The organism is Spiroplasma sp. hyd1 (assembly GCF_016082235.1).
Taxonomy (GTDB): domain Bacteria; phylum Bacillota_I; class Bacilli_A; order Mycoplasmatales; family Mycoplasmataceae; genus Spiroplasma; species Spiroplasma poulsonii.
The window spans coordinates 25336-45470 of record NZ_JXYY01000003.1; the positions used below are offsets into that span (position 1 = coordinate 25336).

The 20135-nt window shown below is 27.5% G+C and carries 25 protein-coding genes; 13 read left to right on the top strand and 12 right to left on the bottom strand.

Annotated elements, in window-relative coordinates; all coding sequences use genetic code 4:
- Positions 1 to 50: 50 nt before the first annotated feature.
- From TS70_RS00865 to TS70_RS00910, 10 genes are all read right to left on the bottom strand, one after another.
- Entirely contained in the window at positions 51 to 206 is a 156-nt protein-coding gene (locus tag TS70_RS00865; protein WP_198049125.1) for a hypothetical protein, read from the bottom strand.
- A 63-nt stretch (positions 207 to 269) separates the two neighbouring features.
- Complete coding sequence (locus tag TS70_RS00870; protein ID WP_198049126.1) at positions 270 to 1187, bottom strand: hypothetical protein; 918 nt, start codon at positions 1185 to 1187, stop codon at positions 270 to 272.
- A gap of 66 nt (positions 1188 to 1253) precedes the next feature.
- Positions 1254 to 1922 carry a hypothetical protein gene (locus TS70_RS00875; protein WP_198049127.1) on the bottom strand — a complete coding sequence of 223 codons (669 nt, stop codon included), beginning with the start codon at positions 1920 to 1922 and terminating at the stop codon, positions 1254 to 1256.
- 101 nt (positions 1923 to 2023) lie between these two features.
- Positions 2024 to 2938 (bottom strand): ABC transporter permease, encoded by a 915-nt coding sequence (locus TS70_RS00880; RefSeq protein ID WP_198049128.1) that lies wholly within the window; start codon positions 2936 to 2938, stop codon positions 2024 to 2026.
- Positions 2938 to 5103, bottom strand: a complete 2166-nt coding sequence (locus TS70_RS08285; RefSeq protein WP_198049129.1) for an ABC transporter permease — start codon at positions 5101 to 5103, stop codon at positions 2938 to 2940. The genes TS70_RS00880 and TS70_RS08285 overlap by 1 nt, the downstream gene beginning before the upstream one ends.
- Entirely contained in the window at positions 5087 to 6652 is a 1566-nt protein-coding gene (locus TS70_RS00890) for an ABC transporter ATP-binding protein (protein WP_198049130.1), read from the bottom strand. Before TS70_RS00890 ends, TS70_RS08285 begins: the two co-directional genes overlap by 17 nt.
- Positions 6653 to 6666: 14 nt before the next feature.
- Complete coding sequence (locus tag TS70_RS08290; RefSeq protein WP_198049131.1) at positions 6667 to 8067, bottom strand: BMP family ABC transporter substrate-binding protein; 1401 nt, start codon at positions 8065 to 8067, stop codon at positions 6667 to 6669.
- Between the two features lie 294 nt (positions 8068 to 8361).
- Positions 8362 to 9180 carry a hypothetical protein gene (locus TS70_RS00900; RefSeq protein WP_198049132.1) on the bottom strand — a complete coding sequence of 273 codons (819 nt, stop codon included), beginning with the start codon at positions 9178 to 9180 and terminating at the stop codon, positions 8362 to 8364.
- Between the two features lie 53 nt (positions 9181 to 9233).
- Positions 9234 to 9536: a hypothetical protein gene (locus TS70_RS00905; protein ID WP_198049133.1), complete on the bottom strand. Its 303-nt coding sequence runs from the start codon at positions 9534 to 9536 to the stop codon at positions 9234 to 9236.
- A 173-nt stretch (positions 9537 to 9709) separates the two neighbouring features.
- Positions 9710 to 10456 (bottom strand): spiroplasma phage ORF1-like family protein, encoded by a 747-nt coding sequence (locus TS70_RS00910; protein WP_198049134.1) that lies wholly within the window; start codon positions 10454 to 10456, stop codon positions 9710 to 9712.
- A gap of 140 nt (positions 10457 to 10596) precedes the next feature.
- Here TS70_RS00910 and TS70_RS00915 point away from each other — a divergent pair.
- Positions 10597 to 11432 (top strand): IS5 family transposase gene (locus TS70_RS00915; RefSeq protein ID WP_198049135.1). Its coding sequence is split into 2 segments (ribosomal slippage): positions 10597 to 10993 and positions 10993 to 11432, totalling 837 coding nucleotides; the frame shifts between segments, so codons are not numbered across the junction.
- 242 nt (positions 11433 to 11674) lie between these two features.
- On the opposite strand, the gene TS70_RS00920 is transcribed toward TS70_RS00915, so the two are convergent.
- On the bottom strand, positions 11675 to 12733 hold the full coding sequence (locus TS70_RS00920; protein WP_127092449.1) for a rod shape-determining protein: 1059 nt from the start codon (positions 12731 to 12733) through the stop codon (positions 11675 to 11677).
- Positions 12734 to 12983: 250 nt separating this feature from the next.
- Entirely contained in the window at positions 12984 to 14033 is a 1050-nt protein-coding gene (locus tag TS70_RS00925; protein WP_198049136.1) for a rod shape-determining protein, read from the bottom strand.
- A 109-nt stretch (positions 14034 to 14142) separates the two neighbouring features.
- On the opposite strand from TS70_RS00925, the gene TS70_RS00930 reads away from it, so the two are divergent.
- From TS70_RS00930 to TS70_RS00980, 12 genes are all read left to right on the top strand, one after another.
- Entirely contained in the window at positions 14143 to 14550 is a 408-nt protein-coding gene (locus TS70_RS00930) for a toprim domain-containing protein (protein WP_241460044.1), read from the top strand.
- A gap of 3 nt (positions 14551 to 14553) precedes the next feature.
- On the top strand, positions 14554 to 14679 hold the full coding sequence (locus TS70_RS08790; protein WP_334199109.1) for a DUF4093 domain-containing protein: 126 nt from the start codon (positions 14554 to 14556) through the stop codon (positions 14677 to 14679).
- Between the two features lie 4 nt (positions 14680 to 14683).
- On the top strand, positions 14684 to 15535 hold the full coding sequence (gene rsmA / locus TS70_RS00935; RefSeq protein ID WP_198049137.1) for a 16S rRNA (adenine(1518)-N(6)/adenine(1519)-N(6))-dimethyltransferase RsmA: 852 nt from the start codon (positions 14684 to 14686) through the stop codon (positions 15533 to 15535).
- Positions 15535 to 16278, top strand: coding sequence for a GHMP family kinase ATP-binding protein (locus tag TS70_RS00940; RefSeq protein WP_040094536.1), 744 nt, complete (start codon positions 15535 to 15537; stop codon positions 16276 to 16278). Before rsmA ends, TS70_RS00940 begins: the two co-directional genes overlap by 1 nt.
- Positions 16279 to 16369: 91 nt before the next feature.
- A complete protein-coding gene (locus TS70_RS00945; RefSeq protein WP_198049138.1) occupies positions 16370 to 16525 on the top strand; it encodes a hypothetical protein in 156 nt (51 codons plus the stop codon).
- Between the two features lie 69 nt (positions 16526 to 16594).
- Entirely contained in the window at positions 16595 to 16885 is a 291-nt protein-coding gene (locus TS70_RS00950) for a hypothetical protein (RefSeq protein ID WP_198049139.1), read from the top strand.
- Positions 16885 to 17127, top strand: coding sequence for a hypothetical protein (locus TS70_RS00955; RefSeq protein ID WP_127092443.1), 243 nt, complete (start codon positions 16885 to 16887; stop codon positions 17125 to 17127). The genes TS70_RS00950 and TS70_RS00955 overlap by 1 nt, the downstream gene beginning before the upstream one ends.
- Positions 17128 to 17321: 194 nt before the next feature.
- Entirely contained in the window at positions 17322 to 17651 is a 330-nt protein-coding gene (locus tag TS70_RS00960; RefSeq protein WP_198049140.1) for a hypothetical protein, read from the top strand.
- A 66-nt stretch (positions 17652 to 17717) separates the two neighbouring features.
- Positions 17718 to 18553, top strand: a protein-coding gene (locus TS70_RS00965; RefSeq protein WP_105628856.1) for an IS5 family transposase whose coding sequence is annotated in 2 segments (ribosomal slippage) — positions 17718 to 18114 and positions 18114 to 18553 — 837 coding nt in all. Because the reading frame shifts where the segments join, the coding sequence is not laid out codon by codon here.
- A 150-nt stretch (positions 18554 to 18703) separates the two neighbouring features.
- Positions 18704 to 19063, top strand: coding sequence for a hypothetical protein (locus TS70_RS00970; protein WP_198049141.1), 360 nt, complete (start codon positions 18704 to 18706; stop codon positions 19061 to 19063).
- Positions 19064 to 19249: 186 nt separating this feature from the next.
- Entirely contained in the window at positions 19250 to 19756 is a 507-nt protein-coding gene (locus tag TS70_RS00975; RefSeq protein WP_198049142.1) for a hypothetical protein, read from the top strand.
- Complete coding sequence (locus tag TS70_RS00980) at positions 19734 to 20075, top strand: hypothetical protein (protein ID WP_198049143.1); 342 nt, start codon at positions 19734 to 19736, stop codon at positions 20073 to 20075. The genes TS70_RS00975 and TS70_RS00980 overlap by 23 nt, the downstream gene beginning before the upstream one ends.
- Positions 20076 to 20135: the final 60 nt, after the last annotated feature.

Below are 20135 nucleotides of genomic sequence, written 5' to 3' on the forward strand. Positions count from 1 at the left end.
TTCCTTATCTTTTTTAAAATCTTTTTGTTCACTTTTTATCACAAGCCTTACTACTTATGACGGTCACAGACAAAAATTTCATCATCAGTTGCGCCAACCATTGCTTGTTTCATCTTTCCGAATAAAACTCCCGCAGCGCCACCAACAACTCCTTGTTTTTCTTGTTCTGCAACACATTTAAAACATTTTGGATTAAAATCTGCCATCTGTTTTACCTCCTTTAAGGTCTTCTTAATTTTACTAAAAAATAATTAAGTTTTGCAACTTAATTATTTATCAATTAAAATTCATGCTCATCATCCATGCTGAACATTAATATCTCCAGCATTTGAACCATATGCTGTATAAAAAATTGAATTCATCCGATCTTGGCCAAAAGTAAATGCTAAGCAAAATGATGCGTTTTTATAATTAAAAACAATTTTGTCACGGGTTGGTTCATAATCATTTGGTCCCCCAATTCATAATGACTTGTCCTTAACTAGATTATGCAAATTGAATAATTCAAGATCAGGTAAATTTTTTCCTATCTTACTACGTTTAAAATTAGTTAAGAGTTTTTTAAAGATTGTATTTGCACTACTAATATCATTTTTAAATTCTGCAAAAAGACTATCCCCAACATGAAAAACACTAGTGTTTTTAAAATTATTAGCATCACTACTTCCAAGAACTCGTTTTTTTAATTCAACATTATAGTATTTATGAAATGCTACAATAATTTTCCCAAAATTAATTAATTTGCTATCTAATCCTTGGCGACTAATTAAAATATTACTTTCAAAAGTTTGATTATTAATTTTTAAAGTTCCTGCCAATGGTAAACCATATAATGAAATATAATTTAAATTAACATTTAATTTTGCTAACATCATATTGTTATGATCAACATTAAAAATTGGTAAACTTTTCTTATATGCTGTCACAAAATTTTCTGGTGTTAAACCAATTGGGTTAAGACCTTCACCAGCTCAAAGCGCGGGTTGATAGTTTCCAATATCAGCTTTTTCTAGAATTTGACCGGAATTTTCTGCGGTTATTGTTCCAGAAATTAAACGCATTAATTTTTTATTTCCACCATTGTCAAATACAATTGCATCACGAACTGATTGGTCAATTTCAGAATCTTCTCTAATCATGTTCTTTAAATTACTAACAAAAATGTCATCCAACGGTTTAACATCCATATTATAATTAATTTGAAAATTAGTATAAATTGAACGAAACTTGTCATTGCTATCAATAACTACTTTTTAATAATTATTAAAGAATCTAATTAAAATTTTAGTCATTGTTTGAATTGAATTTTGTAAAAGTTTTTGAATTTTTTCTGGTTCATTTGTAATAATATAAGTAATCGTAAACGGCATTAACTGATTTAAATTTTTAAAACTCAAGTTTAACACAAACTTATATTGTAATTGCACCGCTTTAACGCCCGCCACTGGGGTATTGGTTAATTTACCAATTTTATCTAAATCAATATAATTTAACGTAAATTTACTTTGTTCTTTATCAAATGTTAATGGCACCGTATTCAAATAATAATTTGAATATTCTCGAATAATTTCAAAATTTAAATTATCAAAAACAGAGCGAAAACCATTCTCAACGTTTTCTAATCCCAAACTAATCTTTGGGTCTGTTTTATCAAGTTCGATACTTTGCTGATCTTTATTAACTAAATCATAAAAAGGGGTCAATTCTGAAAAGGCATTTGAATCCTTCAAATTACTATTATTATCATAATCAGTAATAACAGAACTAACTTTACTAGCAATTTTAGTTAAATTTATCATATCATTTTGTAAATTTGAGTTGTCATAATCATTAACAATATTTTTCTTATAACAACCCGCCAGATTAATTGGGCCCCCTGTTGTTATAGCCGAAATGGCAAAAATAGTTAATAGTTTTTTCATTTTGTTTCCTCTGAAAAACAATACCTTTTGTTTCCTATTATTATTATAAAAAAGCAAGTATTTAACTAAACATAATAAAAAAACAACCAATAGTTGTTTTTTTACCGCAGGGACTTATCAAAGGGAATTCCTGACGCTTTTGGAATTTTGGAATATTTAGAAAATGCGACCATTGTCACTAACGCTAAAACAAATGGTAATATTTTTAGCAATTGGTTTGATGGATCAGCAATATTTCAACCAGTAAATCGTCATAATGTTCCTGCTAACGCAATTAAGAAACTAAATAAAACAGCTCCTAAGGTAATATATTGAATTCTTCATTGTCCAAAAATCATAATTGCTAAGGTAATATAACCTTGGCCTTGTACATCACCACGAAATTGACCTGAAACATAATGGGTAAACATTGCACCAGCTAAACCAGCTAAACATCCTGAAATAATAACCGCTTTATACCTTGTTTTAATTACATTAATTCCAGAAGCATCAATTGCATTTGGATTTTCGCCACATCCAGCGTAACGAATTCCTGTTTTAGTAAATCTAAAGAAAACAAAGGTAAAAATCGCTAGAACAATTGCAATAATTAAAAAAATATTAATAATTTGTGCTCGATCGATTCCAATTGTGCTAAAACCAGTTTGAATCATATTTCCGACAGCTAAAGCTGGAATACTAACAAAGAATAATCCTAATCCTGTTGCTAATAAGTTTAAAGCTGTCCCCGAAATTACTTGCTGTGCTTTTAAAGTGATTGAAGCAAAACCATGCAATAAGGCAAATGCTCCCCCAACAATTGTGGCAATTAATAAAGCAATGATTTGCATGCCATTTCCATATTGTGAAAGAACTTTTCCTAACAATGCATAGACTAAAGCCCCAATAATCATCATTCCATCAATCGCAATATTAATAACACCAGCTCGTTCTGAATATAACCCCGCCATTGCAGCAATTAATAATACAGCAAAAAGGACCGAACCATTGGCAAATAATTGTGAAACTGCTTCCATTAGTTTTTTCCTCCTTCTTGTGCTGACTTATGATATACTGATTTCTGACGAAGATACTCTGTTTTTAAAATTTTATTATCTTCACCAACAGCCTTAATAATTGTATTTAACTTCTGATTTAATTCATTTCTTCACTGCGGTAAATTTGTCCGATGTTTTTCTTTAACAACTTTATTTTCAACATCAAATTGTTGTTTCATCGTTGCTAATTGTATTGTTAAATCTTTTTTTAACATCATTACTTCTTTTTGAATCCCAGGATCATTTTTTAATTTAACATCAATTGCTTTTAATTCATGTTTAATTTCTTTTCGTGTCTGGTAATTTGTTATTTTAAACTGACACATTTCTTTCCACTGTTGATGTTTTAGTTTTTTAATTTCTTGATTTAATTGTTTAGTAACAACCTTTTCTTTACTTTGCAATGTTTTAAAATCAGTTAAATATTTTTGTTGAATTTCATCAAAAACAGGATAATAATTCTCACGCACCTTTTTAATGGCATCCTCTTGTTTTAAGATTAAATCACCATATTGTGTTTGTAATTGTACTAATCTAGCATATAAATCTTTTTTCGGTAGACCATAAAGTTGAGAAAGTTTTTGTTTTGTTTGTCCTTTACATTTTTTAACTGTTTGAACATAATTTCGTTTTAAAAAACTAGCTTGTTGTTTTTTTAATAAATATTCATTTTTTACTTGTACAAAATGATCCATTGCTGAACCAAGAGCAATAAAAACGGCTAAATCATATTTTGTTTTAATTCCTCGTTGCCCAATTTTTGCTGCTTCTTTGTATTTTGAATTTGTAAAGAAACGCATTTCTGTTTTTAAAGTTGTAATCTTTCCAGCATATAATGTTAATTCATCATTAATTTCTTCACGATAAGCTTTAATTAATTCCTTATCTCCTTGCTGTTTTAATTCATGGATTTTAACTCGATACCTTTTATTGATTGTTTTGATTTGTCTCTGATATGTTTTAATTTGTTGCTTATATTCATCATATTCTTGTTTTCAATCAACATGATGGCGAATATTTCACCAACGACGAATTCAAAAAATTGGTTTGAAGTAAATAAATAGGGCCGAAATCGCGGTCATATAAATAATAATCCCAAAAATTAATTGTCCCATTTGTTTTGACATTTGAAAATCTGGTAATTGCGTTGCTTGTAACGCTGCGGTTTTAATGATTCCTCATAATAAAGCAATTGGTAAAATCGCAACACCATTAGTAAAAGCAACTAATGCAACAGCAATCGCATCAAATCCAACCACCGGCAAAGCATCCGTTGTAAACTGCAAGACCGTTGATTGAGTCATATAATATAGCATTCCTAAAACACCAGCTAGTCCACCCGATAAGGCCATTGACACAATCATATAGGCACGAACGTTTGTTCCAGCATATAGTGAAGCATTTCTTGATTTTCCAACCGCTTTAATCCGAAATCCTAATACTGTATAATTCATAATGAAGATAACTGTTAGTAATAATAACATTGCAATAATAAATGGAATAATTCATGTTTGACCATTTAATGTTAAATTAAAATTAGGAGCAGCTGTAACAATATCAATTGTTGAATTATGATTTGAATTTCACATCCCATGCGCGGGATTCATAAACATTCATTTCATCACATATCAAACAATTCAATTTAACATAATTGTTGAAACAACTTCATGAATATTAAAATACGCTTTTAGTGCACCAGCAATTGCTGCTAAAGCTGCTCCAACTAAAATTGAAATAAGCAACGCCCCAACAACACCAGCTCCTTGACTAATAGCTGGATTTTTTAATCCTAAAACAATTGTCATACTACCAGCAAGGAGCATTTGTCCGGGAACTCCAATATTAAATAGTCCCGCTTTAAACCCAACCGCAACAGCTAACCCCGCAACAATATAGATTGCTCAATATGTTAATGTTTGGTCTTTTAATAAAGGGTGGAAAGCTAAACGAAAAACATAACTAAAGAATAACAATGGATTTGAAGCATTTGCACCAATAATAATAAAACTAAGAATAGCTCCCGCAATAATGGCACAAACAGATGCTTTAAAATAATTCATTTTTGTTTTGAATTCATTTGAACGAAAGAAAATTTTGGTTTTTTGTCTTAACAATCAGCCATAACTTTTAATTTGTTTTTGCATCAATTTGAGTTCCTTTCTGCTGATATGTCCCAGCCATCATTAAGCCAATTTCTTCTCGTTTAACCTTGTTTCCAAAAACTTCACCCGTCACCCGACCATTATGTAAAACAACAATGCGGTCAGCTAAACTAATAATTTCTTCTAATTCATAAGAAACAAGGAGCACTGCGTTACCTTGTGCCTTTTCTTCTAAAATTTTATTATGAATGTATTCAATCGCACCAACATCTAATCCCCGGGTTGGTTGAACAACAACTAAAATATTATGCTGACGTGATAATTCACGACCAATAATTAGTTTTTGTTGATTACCACCAGATAGTTCTCTTGTCATCGCAAAACCAGAGTTAGCACCACGAACATCATATTTTGTAACAATTTGTTGGGCATATAACTGAATTGCAGCTTTATCTAATAAACCATAATTTGAAAATGGTTCTTGATTAATATTTTGTAACACAACATTATCAATTGCATTAAAATCTAAAATCAAACCATACTTATGACGATCTTCGGGAATATGTGACATTCCATTTTGATAACGTTCATAAATGCTTTTCTTCGTAACATTAATATCATTAAAAATTATTTTTCCTGATGTTACTTTTTCTAATCCTGCTAGAGCATTAACTAACTCAGTTTGCCCATTTCCTTCCACTCCGGCAATCGCAACAATTTCACCGGCCTGAACCGTTAAATTAAAATCATCTAAAGCCATTAAACGCGTTAATTCTTTTTTCTTTACTGATAAATTTTCAATTTTTAATAAGGCTTCCTTTTGTGGGGCTTTTCCATCATTTTTAATAGCAACCAAATTCCGCCCAACCATTGCTTCAGCAATTTCTTTTTCGTTTTTATCTTTAACCTCAAATGTTTCAATAACTTTTCCACGACGAATAACCGTCGCACGATCAGCAATTTTTTTAACTTCATCTAGTTTATGTGAAATAAAAATAATTGTTTTTCCATCTTTTTTTAGATCTAACATAATTTTTAATAACCCCTCAATTTCTTGTGGTGTTAATACTGCCGTTGGTTCATCAAAAACTAAAATGTCAGCACCACGGTATAAAATTTTTAAAATTTCTACCCGCTGCTGCATCCCAACTGAAATGTTGGCAATCTTTGAACGAAAATCAACTTGTAAATTATATTTAATCGCAATTTGGGCAATATCTCGTGTTTCTTTTTGTCGATCAAGAAATACTTTACCAACTACTTTTTCATGTCCTAATGTAATATTGTCTAAAACAGTAAAAATATCAATTAATTTAAAATGTTGGTGAACCATCCCAATTCCTAATTTATTTGCTTTAATTGGGTTGCTAATGTATTCTGGTTTTCCATTAACAAGAATTTCACCTTTTGTTGGTTCATATAACCCAAATAAAATACTCATTAAGGTTGATTTTCCAGCCCCATTTTCACCAATCAAAGTATGAATTTCACCTTTTTTAACTTTTAGGGTAATATCATCATTTGCAATTAAATCACCAAAAACTTTTGTAATTGACTTCATTTCAATTGCATATTCATTATTATTTGCCATTACTGTGTCCTTTCTTATAAAGCTGCTTCAATTGCATTTAGAATATAATCTTTTAATTTATCACTACTTTGATAAGTATTTGCTAATGTTTTTGAAAATACTTGTACAGCAACCGGTGGTTGTTCTTCAATCCCACGTGAATACACATCTTGTAATACTTCAACAATTTTATCAAAAACAGTATCTTTTGCATGTTGATCTGTCTCGTTATGAATGAATGCAACAGTATCATCATTAATTGCCTTTGTTTTTTCAATTCCAGTTCAAGTCGGATGTTGAATTGATGATTGATCAATATTAATTCAACAGTCAGGAGTTGCTTTACTATTATCTCATGTTTTATTATCTTCTTGATAACCACACGTTGATGAATAAATATTTTTTAATGCTTCTGAAGTTGAAGTTGCAATTTCTTTTAAAGCACTTGTCACAACAATTTCTTCGCCATAAATTTTTGATTGCTCCGTATCAACCCCAATAACTTTTGCCATTGATTTATTATATCTAATTCGATCAATTGTATCTTGTGTTTGCGGTCCAGCAACTGGAAAAATAATACTTGCTTTACGAGAAATCAATTCATCAGAAATATCTTTGCCTTGCCCAACCTCAAATGATTGTGAAAATCATGATTCATTACTTTTAACAACATTTTGAACTTTTCCAATTGGTTGTAATGATGTAACCTTTGGATTCATTTTTTGTACTTGTTTCAAAATATCATTTTTAATTTGATATAGTTCTGGGAAACTACTATCATTAATAATTGTATTGAAGATATCAGCTGCAACAATAAAACCTCACATATAGTTTGAAACAGCATCAGGGTTATCCATTCCACCATAGGTCGCAATTTTTAAACCATCAGGATATCTCTCTTGATTAGCATTCAATCATAAAGCTGCTGCAATGCCAGCAAAGAAACCAGAAGATTCAGCTTCATAAGTTATTCCAATAATATTTTTTGCTAATGGTCTTGTTGTATCCATTCCCAAGTGAATATTTTGGCTACTTCCATCAATATAAATAATATTTTGTGCCACTTCTGCTGCTCAGCCAATTGTATTACCGTGAGCAAACCCTGGTAAAATGATCGTTTTAGCTCCAGCAATATTTGCCGTTACATAAGCTGTTTTAAAATCAGAAGGGGTTTGACTTGCTGGTTCAAAATAACTAGCTCGTCAATTATTTTTTTTCCACTCTGCAGTGGTAATTTTTGGATCTTTTTGTAAAACAACGTATTTACTTGCTCCATCTCATGCTGATTCATTAAATGATGCATCAGTAATTGTTCCAGCATCAGTAATAACCCAAATATCACTATCAAAAGTGTATTTTTTTGCACAAGCGACAAGAGAAGTACCTGAAGTGGTTATTAACGTTGATACTGTTAGAAAACTGAGCAATTTTCTCATCGTGTGTTTCCTCCTATTATATTTTTAATTTCTATTTGGCAATTGAATATTCCCTTTTATATTATATTTATGATTTTTAAGACCCCAACAATGTAATATATCATTGCTAATTTATTTTTAACATATTTTTAAGAGAAAAGAAAGGAAATAGTTTTACTTTCCAAATAAAAAAATAAATTCATATTAACTGAATTTAACTTTTTTATAAATTTATTGTAATTAAATAAAAATAATATCTTTGAAAGATTCTTTCCTCTTTAAAGATATTATTTTAAACTAAAACTTTATTCTTATTTATTTTAAAGTTAAAATATAATTTTTACTAGTACGCTCATCAATTAAAAAAGCCGAAGTTGGTGTAAAACGATCCATTGCTAACGCTTTTAGCGGAACTGGTGTTAAATAACCGCGGGCATTAAGAATATAACTTATATCCATTGATTGTGCACCAATAATGATAATGTTATCGTTAACCATAGCATAGTTATTTGTTAACATATTAGGAATTATTCTAATAGTACCGTTATCTGCTAAAAATCAGCAAGTATCTCCTGACATTCCAAAAGCTACATTTCCATTCCAATATCTTTCTTCACCAGTATCTGCTGTCGCTGTCAAGTTTCCATCTTCATCAATAAAACTTCCTTTACCATTGATTGCAATGTTTCCTTTTGAATCATTGAATTTACCATAAGTTGAAGATGAAAACCCTAAACTAGTAAATCCAGTTGAAGGTTTAAAGATACTGATTTTTTTAAAATTATCATGAGAAATTCCTCAATTATCATTAATCATTACTAAGTTATCTGCCATTCCATTAAAACTAGTAACTTTCCCTGCTTCTTTATCAACAAAATAAGTTTTGTATGTTTTTCCATCTGAGAAAATTGCTGAATATATATAGCTATTATTTGTAACTTTTGAAAAAGTTACTACATTAGAGCCAATAAATTTATAGTTACCTTGTGCGTCAATTTCGTACATATTACCAGAACTAAATCCAATATTAGTAATTTCTACATATAACATTAAATTTGAATTAATTGCCATAAAATCTCAAACACCAGAAAACGGCACATTAAGGGTTTTAACCGCACCTGATGTATTAACCAAAACGAAACTTGATCCCAAATTAATGATGTAATTAGTTTGGTCAAAGGAAAATACTAATTGTTGTTTAACCACCACCCTGGTGTCACTTTGACGTTTAAAGCAACAAAATTATCATTCCCTTTAACTAGAAATACTTCATTTGTTTCTCTTTCAACTCCAATTCCAATTGAATCAGTTCACTTAGATAATATTCTAAAATTCTTAGTCATTTCTTCTAATGAATAATCTTCTGTAATTTTATCAATTTTATTATTAATACTTTTTGCATGATTGATATGATTAATACTACTTGCTCCTGTACTTATAGAAGCCCCTGTTAAAATAGCAGGAATAATAAATGTTAACATTTTTTTCATTTTTATGTTGCCTCATTTCTTAATCATCAAGGAAAGGGGCTACGCCCCCGCGTCGCTACGCGAACGCTCCCCCGCAAACAACACACGGGTAAAAATAAATTTTTTGCACCGTGTGTTGTTCGCTGCCTGTTTTTTCTTGGTCTATGTATATATATATATGTATCATTTTGTTTTTATAAAAATCGCAAAATATCATTGAACATCGCAAGAGTAATAATTGCCCCAAGCAATAATTTAAAAGCAATATCAAAAGCAAAAAAATTACTAATATTATCTCAAAGCAAATTAACATTTTGCATTGTATTTACTAATGCATTAGCATATTTTCCAACCTCTTTAATGCCGGGCAAATTATTAAATGCTCAAATAAAACCATTTTTTATATGACAAAATACATTATATCAAGTACAAGAACTATAAGGTAAATTTCAAATATCACCACCATTAATCTCATTATTTCAATCACTAGCATTATAAATGCTAAAATTAAACCCAAAAAGATTTAAAGTAGATTTACTAGGCAAATTTTTACTTTGAAAAGTAATTATATTAAAACCACGATATTTATTAGTGTCTGTTGTCATATCAAGCATTTTAACCTTACTTTCATAACCACCATTACCATTACCAGGCAATACATCAGTTAAATAATCTCAATTTGATAAATAAGAATAATAATTATCATTTGAATTTATTTTAAAAGCATTTGCCAATTTTACTTGATATTGTGGGTCAGTACCATTAGAAACTCAAAAATTAAAAAGCATTGATTTAGGATATAATAAAAAACCATTTTTTACAAAAAACGAAAAACCTAAATTCCCAGTTAAACTAGTAAAAATTAAATATTCTTTATAATTAGAAACATCAAATAAAGTTCTTAAAATATTAGAATAAAAATAATCTAAAAGTTTAAACAATAAATCTAAATCATTAAAATTATCAGTTAATTTATCATTAACATAAAACTTAAAATTATTTTGTTTTAAATTAGACTTCTTGCGATACCCTTTTTTATTAAAATATTATTATAAAATATAATTTATGAGGACATAAAAATATGAACAATAATAAATTTAATACTCTTAATGATAGAGAATGGTTAAGATTAACAGGAATAAAAAAATCCACTTTTAATAAAATGTTAGATATTTTAAAAGTTGCTGAAATAGAAAAATTTAAAAAAGGTGGTAAAACTAATAAATTATCATTAGAAAATAGATTATTGATGACTTTATTATATTGACGAGAATATCAGACTTATTTTCATCTTGGTAAAAGTTTTGATATTAGTGAGGCTAATTGTTATCGTAATATTAAGTGAATTGAAGATATTTTAATTAAAAACTCTGATTTTCAACAACTTGCTGGTAAAAAAGCACTAATAAATGATTATTTTAATGATAAAACTATTATTATTGATGCTACCGAAACTCCAATCCAACGTCCAAAAAAAGACAAAAACAATCTTATTCTGGTAAAAAGAAAAAACACACGATCAAAACACAAGTAATTATCGAACAAGAAACCAAAAAAATTATTGCAACAAGTTTTTCGCTCGGAAAAAAACATGATTATGCTTTATTTAAAGAATCAAAAATCCCAAATTTAAAAAATACCAAATTAATAGTTGATAGTGGTTATCAAGGAATACAAAAAAATCACAATAATGTTCTAATACCTACAAAGAAAACAAAGAAAAACCCTTTAAACAAAGAACAAAAGCAATATAATAGACTAGTTTCAAAAATGAGAATTATTATTGAAAATATTTTTGCTATTCTTAAAAAATTTAAAATTATTACAGAAAAATATCGTAATCGAAGAAAAAGATTTGGTTTAAGATTTAATTTAATTGCCTCAATTTATAATTTACAATTATTATATTTAACATAAAATATTTATTTAAAATTAAATAATTTAAATAATAAATTAATTTTTCGTTGTGGAAAAATATTAAATTTTTAAATAAAAAACATAATTAATTAAAATTATATTTTTCTATTAGTATCTTTTTTACAAATATTTGCAATTTTTTAACAAGTAATGCAAGAAGTCTATTCTTACTTCACACCTTATATATTGTTATTTTATCATTTTTATAAAAATTATTGTCATAAAAATAGATAAACATTTGTTTATCTATTTTTTTTGTTTTCTTCAATTAATCCATCTCTAATTTTTTTCTCATATGCAATGCAACCATCAATAACAGATGTTTCGGCATTTTTAGCAATACGAACTGGAATTTGGAAATAATCTGATAAAAATTCTTTAATTCCTGCGATTTGTCCACAGCCACCAGTAACTAAAATACCGTTAGCTACAGCATCACCAGCTAATTCAGCGGGTGTTTGTTCTAACACTTCAGTTATTAATTGTGTAATTGATGAAAAAACACTTATTAATAACTTTCTAATTTCTGAATCTAAAATTTCCGCTTCTTTTGGCATTCCTGTTACAACGTCTCTTCCAAAAATAATCATTTTTTTGTTTTCTTTTGTTTTATATAATGATCCAATTTGTTTTTTAATTTGTTCTGCTGTCACAACTCCAATTGAAATTGTATGTTTAGCGCGGATGTATTTTAAAATTTCTTCATCAATATAATTTCCGGCTGTTTTAATTGATTTGCTTTTAACAATTCCACCAGCTGAAATAATAGCGCAACTTGTTTTTCCACCACCAATGTCTAAAACAAAAGTTCCTTTTGGTGCAAAAATGTTTTCTCCGGCTCCTAGAGCAGCCATTAATGAATCTTCTTCAATTTTAACAAAATCTGCACCAATATTTTTACACATTTGGATTATTGCTCGTTTTTCTAAGTCTGTAACATTTTTTGGACATGCAATTAAAACAATAGCATTCTTTCATAAGTCAGCCACCTTTGCTTTTTTTCCTATTTGCTGAATAAATTCTTCAGCAATAGCTAAGTCTGTAACTGCTCCATTACGTAATGGTGTATAAATTTCAATTTTATCATGAGTTTTCCCAATTAACTTTTTAGCATCATCTCCTAATGCAATTAGTTTATTAGTTCCAATTTCATATGCCATTACTGATGCTTCGTTGAAAATAATACCTCTCCCTGCAACATAAGCGATCGAATTAGTTGTCCCCAAATCTATAGCGATAAATTTACGAGGTGGCTTTGGTGAGATGTTGAATGTATTTTTCAATACGTCTGATATTGCCATCTTTAAAATGTCTCCTTCCGTTTATTGCTTAGTTAAAAACATAGCAATAATAAATAACATAATAATTTTCTTAAATATTAAACCCCTTAATAGTAATAAAAAATTCAATATCAAGTAATTTTATTATATATAAAATTAAGAGCAATTTGCAATTAAAAACAACAATTTAATTTTTTTTTTTTTTTGGTGTTTTGTTTTATTTTATGCTCTTGTTAGAAAAAAAAGTATAATCTTAATATACTTTTAATTTTTATGCAATTTTGTATTCATTTGCTTCTAACAATTGGATTCTTTCAATTACAGCACCTAAGTTTTTTTCATATGTTTTAGCGCCATCAATTACACACATTAACGGATCATTTGCAGCTTTTACTTTTAATTGGAAAATTGATTCAAAATATTTAACAATTCCACGAATTAAAGCTCCGCCTCCACAAATTGTAATTCCATTTCTAATAACATCTCCTGCTAATTCAGGTGGTGTTTGTTCTAATACTTCAACTAATAAGTCTGTAATTCTTGAAAATGGTGCTAATAAAACGTTTTTAATTTCTTCAGGTTTAATCATTACTTCACGTGGTAATCCAGTAATAATATCACGCCCAAAGGCACGAACTGGTTTTTCATTAATTATTTTAACTAATGCTCCAATTTCTTTTTTAATTTGTTCGGCAGTTCTAATTCCAATTAAAACATTATACTCGGCACGAATGTATTTCTGAATTTCTTGATCTAAGTGTTTTCCAGCAACTTTAACTGATTTTGAAATTACAATATCACCTGCTGAAATAATTGCTATATCAGTTGTTCCTCCACCAATATCGATTACCAAGTTTCCTTGTGCTAATCCGATGTTTAAACCAGCTCCTAATGCTGCTAGTTTAACTTCTTCTTCAACTAAAACGTAACTTGCTCCCATATCTTTTGCGATTGCTTTTAAAGCACCACGTTCTAATTCTGTAACTCCACTTGGGCATGCTAATATTACTAGTGAATTTTTTCAAATTCCTGATAATTTTAATCTACTAAAAATGTGTTTTAATAAATCTTGGGCAGCATCCATATCTGAAATAACGCCATCAACTAAAGGTGTTACCATTCTAATATGTTCATGTGTTTTTCCAACCATTTTGTATGCTTCGTTCCCTAAGGTAATTAATGAGTTACTTAAGGTGTCATATGCCATCATTGAAGGTTCGTTATAAACAATCCCTTGTCCTGAAACATATGCTACTGTATTAGCTGTACCTAGGTCTAGAGCTAAAAATGAGTAATCTTTTCCAAATTTATAATTAGCCATATTTCTTTTTGCCTCCTACTCCTATATTTAAAATTTATCATTATTTTAATATAACAGTCTAGTATAATTATACTATAAAATTATGATAAATTAAACCAAAAAGATTTTTATGGGGGAAAAGGCGACAGTGGGAACATTCATTATTGTAGAAGGCAAAACAGATGCGGCAAAATTGAAAAGCATTTTTCCTGATCTTAAAATAATTGAAACTGGGGGGAGTGGAATTACAACAGAAAAGTTAGCATTAATTAAAAAAATTAGTTTACATAATAAAATAATAATTTTTACCGACCCTGATCATTCTGGTCAAAAATTGCGACAAATCATTAGTGATTATTTAGACAATAATTGTATTCATACTTTTATTGATAAAGTTGATGCAATTAGAGGAAAAAAGGTGGGGGTTGCAGAAGCTTCTATCTCCGCAATTAAAAATAGTATTAGCAATCTTATTACCTTTAGTAACAAGACTGGTGATAGTTTATTATGAAGTGATTATATTAATCTTGTTGATTAAAAATTAAAACGTCAAAAAATTATTAATTATTATAATTTATCTCTCATAAATAATAAAACAACATTTAAATATTTAAACTATATGAATATAACAAAAGATGATTTAATTAAAACTTTAGAGGAGAAATAATAATATGAAAAAACAAAATCAGGAAATGTGGGCAGAAGGAATTATTGCCAAAAAAAGTAAAGGCCAAAATTTTTTAACAAATTCTTATTTTATCAATAAAATTGTTAATAGTGTATTTGAATTTCCAAAAACCAATATTTTAGAAATTGGTCCGGGGATGGGAGCTTTAACCAATGAAATTTTATTAAAAGCAAATAAATTTGTTTGTGTTGAAATTGATCCTGATTTAGTAAAATATTTAACAGTAAAATTTCAAAATCAAAATTTTAAAATTATTGAAGCAGATATTTTAACACTTGATTTAGAAACATTGTTTGCAACTGAATTTCCAGATAATAATCCAATTAATATTATTTCAAATATTCCTTATTATATTACTTCTCCAATTATTTTTAAATTATTAAAAATAAAGAATCCAAAAGTAAAAGAAGTTGTTTTAATGATGCAAAAAGAAGTTGGTGATCGAATTATGGCTCAACCAAATTCAAAGGCGTATAATAATCTTTCGATTGTTTGTCAACTTTATAGTGATATTGAAAAAGTTTGTTTAGTTGGACGCAATAATTTTGTTCCTGTTCCTAAAGTCGATAGTGTTGTTCTAAAATTTAAACTAAATCGAAAATATCCTGATTTAAAAAATGAAGAAGATTTTATTGTATTTATTCGAGCAATGTTTGCGACAAAGCGAAAAACAATCTTAAATAATTTAGCAACTATTTTGCATGATAAAACATTGGCACAAAATATTTTATTAAAATTAAATTATTCTTTAACTTTACGATCAGAAAGATTAACCTTAAATGATTTTTATTTATTATATAATGAAGTTAAACAAAATGAGAAAGAAGGTCAATAATGCAAATTAAATCATATGGTAAATTTAATTTAACATTAAAAGTTTTTCGTAGAAATCGATGAAAAAAAATGCATCGAATTCAAAGTATTATTTTTCCTTATAAATTAGAATATGATATGCTTGAGGTTTTGCCTTATCAAGGCGTACAAACAATTTTTACTTGTAATAAAAAAGAACTTGATTGAAATAATAATACTGTTTTAGATGCTTATCATAAGTTCTTGATAGTATTTCCTAAATTTAAAACAATTTCGTTACATATTAATTTAATTAAAAACACAACAATTGGTTCCGGTTTAGGTTATTCGGCTAGTAATGCTGTTGCTGTTATTAAACTAATTTGTAATTTTTTTAAGATTAATTATTATTCAAAAAAAGTTAAAAAGTTAATTAAAAGTCTTAGTTCAGATGCTTTATTTTTTTACTTAGAAAGACCAGCAATTATTTCTGGCTGTGGTAATAAAATTACATATTTAACATCTAAACAAATTAAAAAATATGAAATTCCTAATCTTAAAGTTATTGATTCAAAAATTTCATCAATTACAAAAGATGTTTATCAAGAGTTTGATTATAATTATAACTATTATAAAACAAAGAAAAATACTAATACCTACTATAATATGCTGCAACAACCTGCTTTTAAAATTAATTCAAAGTTAAAAAAATTTTATATGACTTTAAAAAAAGAACACCAAAATGTTATGCTATCAGGTAGTGGGGGTGCTTTTTTAGTATGATAAATTAATTTTTGTAAGGTACCATACACATTTAAGAATTTAGCATAATACCGCGTAAAAGCGGTTTTTTACGTTTAAGAAGGAGAAATGTGATATGGAAAAAAATAACAGTATTATTAAACAAATAGAACAAGTAAAACAAATATGTGGTGATGATTTTAAAAAATGACCTAACAAAATGGCACATGAGACATTAAAAATGGTTTATGAAGAATTAAAAGAGGCAATTGATAATGGCAAAATATTGTAAAAAATGTCAATGTCCAGTAAATACGATTGATAGCGATTTATGTTTATTTTGTAAGGGAGGATACTAATAATGGCAAAAACAGTTATACAAATAAGCCAAGAGCAACAAATATATTTACAAGAAAGTTTAAGCAATAAAACATATAAAGATGTTTGTGATGAATTTATTGAATTATGTAAAAAATTAAGTTTAGATGATTATGAAAAAGGTAAATCAATGATGGAACATTTTAATAATTTTATCAATGCACAAATAGTAGGAAAACAAGAACTTTTAACTTGTCAACATTGTATTAATGCAAAAGGTAAAATTAGTGAATTACCTTGAAATAAAGAAATTCAAAATGAGAATATAAAATAATGACAATAAAAGAATTTAATTATAAATATAAAAATGGATATATAGTTAAAAAATTACCTAACTCAGAGAAATATTTATTCCTATATGTTATAGGCAATGACGATTGAGATTGAATTGCATGAATTACTGAAGATTATTTTAATTCTACAGGACATTGAATTGAACCTGAAGTAGTTAAAGACTTTATATCAATTAAATTAAAAGGAGAAAAAAATAAATTACAAACAATTATTGAATTATAAATTTACTAAAATAAAAAAGCTAGGAAAAAATTATGAAGAAACTATGAAAAAAAATAAAACGACTAAAAGAAATTAAAAAAATACATCAATATGCTGTTAAGTGAGCAGCAGGTATTCCACATATTAAATTTAAAAAAAGTGCAACATAACTGTTGAAAAATTAATTATTTTTAATTAGAAAGGGGTTAGCTACAATGGAAAACATAAAAATTTGTGAATCTGGTTGCCATGATCGAAGTAGGAATTTTGCTAAAGACTTTGATTTTATAAAAGAGTTTAGCACTAATTCTGAAACTAAAGAAATTTATAAACCTTACAAGCAAAAAGATAAAAATAAAAATATATCTAATTATCGAATTCATAAAAGTTCTATGCAAAAATATAATAATTGTGGCCAAAAAATAATTAGTTACATTGTTAAAACTCCTGAGCGTTGAATTATTGTTCCTGGTTCTTTTGTTCATAAGGATAAATTTAAAGATGATTTTTTAATAGTTGGAATTGTTCCACAATTTATTTATTAGACTTCTTGCGATACCCTTTTTTATTAAAATATTATTATAAAATATAATTTATGAGGACATAAAAATATGAACAATAATAAATTTAATACTCTTAATGATAGAGAATGGTTAAGATTAACAGGAATAAAAAAATCCACTTTTAATAAAATGTTAGATATTTTAAAAGTTGCTGAAATAGAAAAATTTAAAAAAGGTGGTAAAACTAATAAATTATCATTAGAAAATAGATTATTGATGACTTTATTATATTGACGAGAATATCAGACTTATTTTCATCTTGGTAAAAGTTTTGATATTAGTGAGGCTAATTGTTATCGTAATATTAAGTGAATTGAAGATATTTTAATTAAAAACTCTGATTTTCAACAACTTGCTGGTAAAAAAGCACTAATAAATGATTATTTTAATGATAAAACTATTATTATTGATGCTACCGAAACTCCAATCCAACGCCCAAAAAAAGACAAAAACAATCTTATTCTGGTAAAAAGAAAAAACACACGATCAAAACACAAGTAATTATCGAACAAGAAACCAAAAAAATTATTGCAACAAGTTTTTCGCTCGGAAAAAAACATGATTATGCTTTATTTAAAGAATCAAAAATCCCAATTTTAAAAAATACCAAATTAATAGTTGATAGTGGTTATCAAGGAATACAAAAAAATCACAATAATGTTCTAATACCTACAAAGAAAACAAAGAAAAACCCTTTAAACAAAGAACAAAAGCAATATAATAGACTAGTTTCAAAAATGAGAATTATTATTGAAAATATTTTTGCTATTCTTAAAAAATTTAAAATTATTACAGAAAAATATCGTAATCGAAGAAAAAGATTTGGTTTAAGATTTAATTTAATTGCCTCAATTTATAATTTACAATTATTATATTTAACATAAAATATTTATTTAAAATTAAATAATTTAAATAATAAATTAATTTTTCGTTGTGGAAAAATATTAAATTTTTAAATAAAAAACATAATTAATTAAAATTATATTTTTCTATTAGTATCTTTTTTACAAATATTTGCAATTTTTTAATAAGTAATGCAAGAAGTCTATTATACTCGAACAAATAGAGAAGCTGCACATGGAATTCCAAGTATTAAGAAAAAAGGATTTAATATTTTTGTTGATTTAATTGAATTAGAACAATATGATCATAAAACACAAATTGAGGCTAATAATCAATTAACAAAAATATGAAATAACAATCAAGAATGAATTAATAAGCGTATCGAAAATAATGAAAGAATAAAAAAACTTGCTGAAATACAAGAAAAACAATTAGCAAACCAACCTGTAACCTACCGTGGTGCAGAATATAAAATTAATGATAACCCTGACAGTAATAATGATCCTCCAACCATTGTTTTTGATAATGACGACAATATTTTATGAGATTAAGGATAGGAGAGGAAATTTAATAGAAACATATGTCTATGTGTAAATTATAACACAATAGATTATTTTTGCGTAAATTGTTATTTTTGCTTTGGCAAAATATTCTGATATTCTTGTTCACATAAAATATACAAAAGAAATCACAGAAAGGTACACATAAAAGTCACGAATATTGATATGGAGGTTTTTATGAAACAACAAAGTTATTTTCCTAGTTTCTCAGTTGGGATAGATCCAGCTGGAATTGGAATTACTGGTATTTTTATTAAGACAATTGGAACACGATTTCCCCACTATAAATATGTCCAAGTAAAGTGCAGTAATCCAACGGATTCAGCAAATGAAATTTTAACTATTATCAATGATTTTAAAAATAAACATCATGATTTATCTTTAAATGTGGTAGTAGTTGAGAATTTGCACATGGGTCCTGAAAAAATGCGTGAGGTGCGAGCAACCCGTGAGTTAATTGGAATTTTAAGATATGAATTGCAAAATAAAATGCGATTACATTACCCAGCTGATAAAAACAAGGAAATGATTAAAAAAGAACTTAAAGAACGAACTACTAAAAATGAGCATTCAATTCATGCAAAAGCAATTTTAGAGGCACATTTTAGGGAAAAAGAATTTGGATATAAATGTGAAAAATACAATTGGGAGGTAATTGATTATGGCACAAAGAAAAATTGATAATAAGATGTTGCTATCAGTATTTGATGGCATTGTTGCAGTTTATAAAAAAGATTTATTAAAAGAAAAAATTAATGGTGTTGAAGTTGATGTGATGAGTATGCAAATTCGTTGAGGTTCCAGTTATGGCTGAATTAAAGAAACTATTTCAAAAAATATAACTCAGTTAAAGAAATTTGAAGTTAATGATGTAATTCACATTAAAGGCTCTTTAACTAATATTTTTAGTCGATATTATAAAAATAATTTGTTAGTTATTAATAATTTAATTGAAATTGATAAAGTAGGTAGGTTGGATCGTGCATATCATAAAAAAAAGTAAACCTTGACAAATTAAGAAAAATAGTGCATCTATATGTACCAGGAGGAATTATTATGGCCA